Raw genomic sequence first — 6450 nt, 5'->3', positions numbered from 1 at the left:
GGTGCCGGGCGACGCCGACCAGTTGACCCAGGTCTTCACCAACCTGATCGAGAACGCGCTGAAATACGGCGGCGCGGGCCAGGTGGTGCGGATCTCGCTTTCCCCGGAGGAGACGGTGCGCGGCCCGGCAGTCCGGGTAGAGGTCGCCGATCAGGGCGAGGGGATCGACCCGGTTCATCTGCCGCGGCTGACCGAACGGTTCTACCGGGTGGATTCGCACCGCTCGCGCGAGATGGGGGGCACGGGGCTCGGGCTGGCCATCGTGAAGCACATCGTGAGCCGTCACCGGGGCTGGCTGCGGGTGGAGAGCGCGATGGGCGAGGGGAGCCGGTTTTCGGTGGTGCTGCCGTTGGGCTGAGGCGACTGCGCGCCGTTTCCGGCGCGCAGCGGCTGTCGTGGGTGCTTAAAGTTCCAGCGACTGTTCGACCTTCTTGACCTGCACGCGCGACAGGCCAAGGTTGGCGACCTTCTTGTCCAGTGCGACATAGAGGAAGATCGTGGGCGATTTTTCCATCGGCCGGATCAGGTGATACTGTTTCCCGAGCGTGATCAGGATATCCTCGATCGAGTCGTTCAGGCCGAGCATCTGGATCGCGCGGTTCTTGGCGCGCACCACCTCGGTATTGGCGGCGCTGGCCGCCTCGAGGTCGAACTTGCCGCCGCCGACGGCCGCCAGCATCATGCCCGTTTCGCTGTCCACAAGGCAGCCGCCGATGAAACCGGAAATCTCATTCAGTGCAGTAATATCGAGAGCCATGTCTTTTCCTTTGAAGGTTGGGGTGGTTTCGTTTTTCGTCGTTTCCGAAGAAATCTTTGGCTGGGCCAGCTTCTCGGGCCGGACCGGCCGTTTGAAGCCCAGGGCCTTGTCGAGTAGTTTCACGTCGGTTTCCTTATGCCCATCGAGTGATTTCAGATCCTCCAGCCAGCTCTCGGCGGTCTGGTGCCGTTCTGCCGGAAAGATGCGCAGGGCCTTGTCGATGCTTTCCAGGAAACCGGCCGGATAGCCGGCGATGTTGCCGGCCAGCGGTGCCATGGGGTCGGGCCTGCGCTCGGCACGGGCCGCGATCCGGGTCTGGCTGTCGGGCGGGGCGGTGCCGGTGATGGCATGGTAGAGCGAGGCGCCCAGCGAATAGATGTCGCTCCACGGGCCGACATTCCCGCCGGCGAAGTAAAGCTCGTGCGGCGAGTAGCCGTCCTTGACGATGGTCAGCGCCGACTTGCCCTCGACCCCGCCTTCCGAGATCCAGCTCGACGCGCCGAAATCGATCAGCACCGGCTGGTGGTCGGGCGTCATGAAGATGTTGTCCGGCGAGACGTCGCGATGAAGGATGTCGTTGGCGTGGACGTAGGACAGCGCCGCGACCATCTTGACCGTCAGCGCCACGATCCAGTCGGGTGTCCGCGCGACCTCGTTGGTCTCGATCACGTCCAGAAGATCGTGGCCCCGGATGCGGTCCAGCACCATGTAGGCGGTGTCGTTTTCCTGGAAGACCTGGTGCACATGGACGACGTTGGGATGGTTCAGCGTCGAAAGGCTTCTGGCTTCCTTCAGGAAGTATTTCAGGATCTTCGACATTTCCCGCTGGCTGCCCGCACTGCGCGGGCGGACCCGGCTGCGCATCCGCCGGCAATGCGCACCCGAGAAGCACTCCTTGATCACCACATCCTTGCCGGAGTGATCTTTGGCGAAATACGCAATCCCGAAACCGCCGCTGGTGATCACTTTGTCGATTACATACTGCCCGTGAAACAATACCGACCCAGACGGCAATTCATCCGGAGAGGAGTAGTTCGGGTCCGGGGCAATATCCTCGACATACATGACGGGATCATCCAGTGCAGGCAGCGTTGTTTCAGGATCGGGGGAAAATCGACAATCGCTACGATCACTCAACCATAGGGTGTGCGGCAAAAGTGTCTGGATTGGGGCATATGAATGGAATTACCGACAAGATCATTCAGCTGTGGGTTGTCGGTGGGCGGGGCTAACGGCAACAGCGCAGCAGGGTGTCTCAGGCATTGTTGACAATCCTGGATTGTATCCCGTTCTGCTCACGAGGGCAGGGAAACGGGGCAAAAAGAGGGGGGGCGCCCGTTTCCGCGCAGCCGGACGGTGCCCTGACCGCTGGCAGCGCCGCATGCGGGATCAGGTCTTCTCTTCATCCATCGTTAACTTTTTGTTAACTATTTGGGCGGGAACGCGTCAGCACCGGCGCCCCGCTGTCGCCCCGGTTTGGAACGGCTGCCGAATCTCGGGGGTGGACCCCCCTCGGGGCGCGGCCGGGCGCTTGGGGTAAGTCAGGGTGAACCCTGACTTGCGTGTTGATGATGCGGATACAGTCTTGCGGCTGGCCTGACGACCAAGCCCGCCAGCCCTTCCAACTCCCGGCTTTCCGATGTCGCTCTGGCAAAGAGGGCCGCGATTAATATGCCCATAAGGCGGTCTGGCCTTTCTCGCCGACGCTCAAGGACAATATGAACGGAGCGTAAAAAGCTCAGGCGACTGCACAGCGCAAATCCGACGCAGTCCAAGTGGGAAAGCCGAACGGGATATCGCTTCGGTGGCGTGGTGGGAATATGGTGTCCTTGTTCGACCGCGCCCCTCAAAACCTCCCCAACCGCTCGGTCAGCAGCCGGTAGAAGCCCACCCGGTCCACCCCTCCCACGAAGAGCGCATTCGGTGCACGCCCGGTCACCCGCCACCAGTCGGCCACCGTCATGCCGAGGGTCAATTCGCTTTCCGTCTCGATCTCCACATTGATGTGGCGTCCGGTGAAGAGCGAGGGCTCCAGCAGGTAGGCGATTACGCAGGGGTCGTGAAGGGGCGCGCCCTCGCTGCCGTATTTCGCGGTGTCGAAGCGTTCGAAGAAATCGGTCCACGACGCGACGGCCTGGCCGACGGGGGTGCCGAGCGCACGCATCTCCTCCACCCAGGCGCGCGAGGTCAGCGCCTTGTGGGTCACATCCAGCGGCATCACCACAAGGGGAACGCCGGATCTGAACACGATATCAGCGGCTTCCGGATCGACGTAGATGTTGAACTCGGCCGCCGGGGTGACGTTGCCGCCCTCGAAACAGCCGCCGCCCATCAGGACGATCTCGGCCACCTTCGGCACGATGTCGGGCGCGCGCTGGAAGGCGGTGGCGATGTTCGTCAGCGGTCCCAGCGGGCAGAGGGTGATCGAGCCCGCCGGATGGGCGCGCAGCGTGTCGATCAGATAGTCGACGGCATGGCCGGGCTGCAGCGGCAAGACCGGCTCGGGCAGGGGAATGCCGTCGAGCCCGGTCTTGCCATGCACATATTCCGCGGTGACCAGCTTGCGCTGCAGCGGCGCCTCGCATCCGGCATAGACCGGGGTCCGGTGGCCGGACAGTTCGATGATCTGGCGGGCATTCCGCTGGGTGAGGGCGAGCGGCACATTCCCTGCGACGGCGGTCAGCGCAAGGACCTCCAACTCCGGCGAGGCCAGCGCAAGCAGGATGGCGACGGCGTCGTCCTGGCCGGGGTCGGTGTCGATGATGATCTTGCGGGACATGGGCGGGCTCCTTCTGGCGCGGGCGAGTAAGCGGCATGGCAGGAAATTTGTCCAGATGGTCAGGAAAAGCCGCCCAGGGGTCGCGCCGCATCCTGCCGGTGCCCGCCCCGGCGCGCGGCCTTCCGCCGGAACGGGCGGGGCGGTCCTCGTCGGGCTCGCGGCCCATCCCGCTGCTGCGGAGCAAGGTCGAGGTGGCCTCCGCGCCAACCCGCCGTTCCGGGCGCATGTCCCGCCGCAAAGAACGCCCGCCGATGCAAATCCGCATCAGCCTGCGGGCAATCGGTTCAGCTGCACTACGACCGGAAGCGCAATCCTGGGGCACCTTTGCTATGTTGCCCCGAAAGAGCTCAACGAAGAGAGCAGTCCATGAACCGACCTCTGCGCATTGCGGCAGCCGTTCTATGCCTGGCGTCGCCCGCCCTTGCCGGTGGCCCGACCCTTGTCGATGAACCTGTGGTCCTGCCCCCACCGCCCGAGGCGATGCCCCGTCCGGACTGGACCGGTCCCTACGCCGGCCTGGGCCTCGGCCGCACCACCGGCAGCCAAGACGACCAGACCCCAAGCGCCAGCTATGGCGTGGACGGCGGCTCGCTGCGCTCGGTCTTCCTCGGCTACCGGCTGCAGCAGGGCAACATCGTCTACGGCGGCGAGATGGAGCTGGCCAATCTCTCGGGTTCCGCCATCCAGGGCACCCCGCGCGAATTCTCCAAGGCCTTCGACGTGAAGAGCACGCTGGGCATCGCGCAGGGCCGGTTCCTGACCTACGGCGTCCTCGGCTGGTCGCAGGTCGAGGTCGCCCGCCCGTCGGACACGACAAACTTCGGCGGCATCTCCTACGGGGCCGGGGTGGAGTATTCCGTCAACGACCGCTTCGGGATCGGGCTGGAATACCTTGCGCGCGATGTCGACGGAATCTCGGTCAACGGCAGCCCGCAGACCAGCGAGATCGGGCTCGACTCGCTGTCCCTGCGCTTCGGCCTGTCGTTCTGATCCGGGGCTGACCCCTCAGCGCGGGGGCTGGTCTTCACCCCCGCCCGCACCTAGGCTGGCCCCGCATCCGACGCGAGGCCCCATGCCACTTCCCTCCGACCTTCCGCCCTCCGGCATCGACCGGCTTCTCGCCATCATGGCCGCGCTGCGCGATCCCGCCACCGGCTGCCCGTGGGATATCGAGCAAAGTTTCGCCACCATCGCCCCCTATACGCTGGAAGAGGCCTTCGAAGTCGCCGATGCCATCGAGCGGCAGGCCTGGGGCGAGCTGAAGGGCGAGTTGGGCGATCTTCTGTTCCAGGTGGTTTACCATGCCCGGATGGCCGCGGAGGCCGGGCATTTCGACTTTGCCGATGTCGTCGCCGCGATTTCCGACAAGATGATCGCCCGCCATCCGCATGTCTTCGGCGCAGACAACCGCGACAAGACCGCCGAACAGCAGACCCGCGACTGGGAAGCGCAGAAGGCGCGCGAACGCGGGGCGGCAGAACCGGGGGGCCGTACCCTTGACGGCGTGGCCGCAGCACTTCCCGCGCTGACCCGGGCGCTGAAGCTGCAGAACCGCGCCGCCCGCGTCGGCTTCGACTGGCCTTCGACCGGAGAGGTCCTCGACAAGCTTACCGAAGAGGCCCGCGAGGTTGTCGAGGCCCGCGACAGCCTGACCCATGACCATCTCACCGAGGAGATTGGCGATCTTCTCTTCGTGATGGCCAATCTCGCCCGCCATCTGAGGGTCGATCCCGAGGCCGCGCTGCGCAGTGCCAACACCAAGTTCACCCGGCGTTTCGCCCGGATCGAGGACTGGCTGGCCGAGACCGGCCGCACCCCCACCGACAGCGACCTGGCCGAGATGGACGCGCTCTGGAACCGCGCCAAGGCCGAGGACAAGCACAAGCCTTAGGCGAAGCGCCGCCGCGCAGGAGGGCATGAGCCCGTCGGCGACCCGACGGGGTCTTCCCGTGCCCGCGCTCATCTCTTGCTTGCGCCCCGGGCCCCAAGGACGGACACTCATTGCGCCAGGAGGACCCGATGCCCGACCGAGCCATGATCACCGACCCCGAGGTCTTCTTCACCCAGGGCTGCGGCCGGTGTGATCGCTTTGCCACGCCGGATTGCTCCACCCGCCGCTGGCTCTCGGGCCTCCTCACCCTCCGCCGGATCGCGCGCGCGGCGGGCCTTACCGAAACCGCGAAATGGGGGCATCCCTGCTACATGCACGCGGGCCGCAACGTCGCGATCATGGGGGCTTTCCGCGACGATTTCCGCCTGACCTTCTTCAATGCCGCCCTGATGCAGGACCCCCAGGGCGTGATGGAAAGACAGGGACCGAACACCCGGCACCCCGACTGCCTCCGCTTCACCGACAACGATGCCCCCGCCGCGCTGGAGCCCACGATCCGCGCCTATCTGGCCGAGGCGATGTCCTATGCCGAGAAGGGCATCCTTCCCCAGAAGGAGCGCTCCGAGGTCGACCTGCCCCCCGAACTGGTCGAGGCGCTGGATGCCGATTCCGAGCTTGCCGAAGCCTTCGCCGCGCTCACCCCGGGACGGCAGAAAAGCTGGGCGCTGCATCTGAACAGCACGAAGACCCCGGCGACGCGGCTGTCGCGCATCGAGAAGGGCCGGGCGAAGATCATGGCCGGGAAGGGCGCGACCGAATACTGAAGCGACCATGCTGAAAGGACTGCCGATGACCAGCACCGCGCAAACCCTTGACGCCGCCTGCCACTGTGGCGCGGTCCGCTTCCAGTTGCGCCTTCCCGACGGGTTCCGCAGCGTCCGCCGCTGCACCTGTTCCTTTTGCCGGATGCGCGGCGCGGTGGTGATCTCGGCCCGGCTCGAAGATTTCACCCTGCTGGCGGGCGCGGACAACCTGACCCTCTACCAGTTCAACACCCGCACCGCGAAGCACTGGTTCTGCAAG

The 6450-nt window shown here is 65.5% G+C and carries 7 protein-coding genes; 5 read left to right on the top strand and 2 right to left on the bottom strand.

Annotated elements, in window-relative coordinates; translation table 11 throughout:
• The coding region (locus V7Q39_RS18505; RefSeq protein WP_333818085.1) for a sensor histidine kinase at positions 1–358 on the top strand (358 nt) is incomplete at its 5' end.
• A 45-nt stretch (positions 359–403) separates the two neighbouring features.
• On the opposite strand, the gene V7Q39_RS18500 is transcribed toward V7Q39_RS18505, so the two are convergent.
• Both V7Q39_RS18500 and V7Q39_RS18495 read right to left on the bottom strand, forming a co-directional pair.
• Positions 404–1894 (bottom strand): serine/threonine protein kinase, encoded by a 1491-nt coding sequence (locus tag V7Q39_RS18500; RefSeq protein WP_333818084.1) that lies wholly within the window; start codon positions 1892–1894, stop codon positions 404–406.
• A gap of 709 nt (positions 1895–2603) precedes the next feature.
• Positions 2604–3536: a nucleoside hydrolase gene (locus tag V7Q39_RS18495; protein WP_333818083.1), complete on the bottom strand. Its 933-nt coding sequence runs from the start codon at positions 3534–3536 to the stop codon at positions 2604–2606.
• Between the two features lie 366 nt (positions 3537–3902).
• On the opposite strand from V7Q39_RS18495, the gene V7Q39_RS18490 reads away from it, so the two are divergent.
• From V7Q39_RS18490 to V7Q39_RS18475, 4 genes are all read left to right on the top strand, one after another.
• A complete protein-coding gene (locus V7Q39_RS18490; protein WP_333818082.1) occupies positions 3903–4526 on the top strand; it encodes an outer membrane protein in 624 nt (207 codons plus the stop codon).
• Between the two features lie 82 nt (positions 4527–4608).
• Entirely contained in the window at positions 4609–5427 is an 819-nt protein-coding gene (mazG, locus tag V7Q39_RS18485) for a nucleoside triphosphate pyrophosphohydrolase (RefSeq protein ID WP_333818081.1), read from the top strand.
• A gap of 128 nt (positions 5428–5555) precedes the next feature.
• Positions 5556–6191, top strand: a complete 636-nt coding sequence (locus tag V7Q39_RS18480; RefSeq protein WP_333818080.1) for a YdeI/OmpD-associated family protein — start codon at positions 5556–5558, stop codon at positions 6189–6191.
• A gap of 25 nt (positions 6192–6216) precedes the next feature.
• Positions 6217–6450, top strand: a 234-nt coding sequence (locus V7Q39_RS18475; RefSeq protein WP_443082548.1) for a GFA family protein, incomplete at its 3' end; no start/stop codon positions are given.

Source organism: Tabrizicola sp., from assembly GCF_036781545.1.
Classification (GTDB): Bacteria; Pseudomonadota; Alphaproteobacteria; order Rhodobacterales; family Rhodobacteraceae; genus Tabrizicola.
This window is presented reverse-complemented; position numbering and strand designations above follow the sequence as displayed.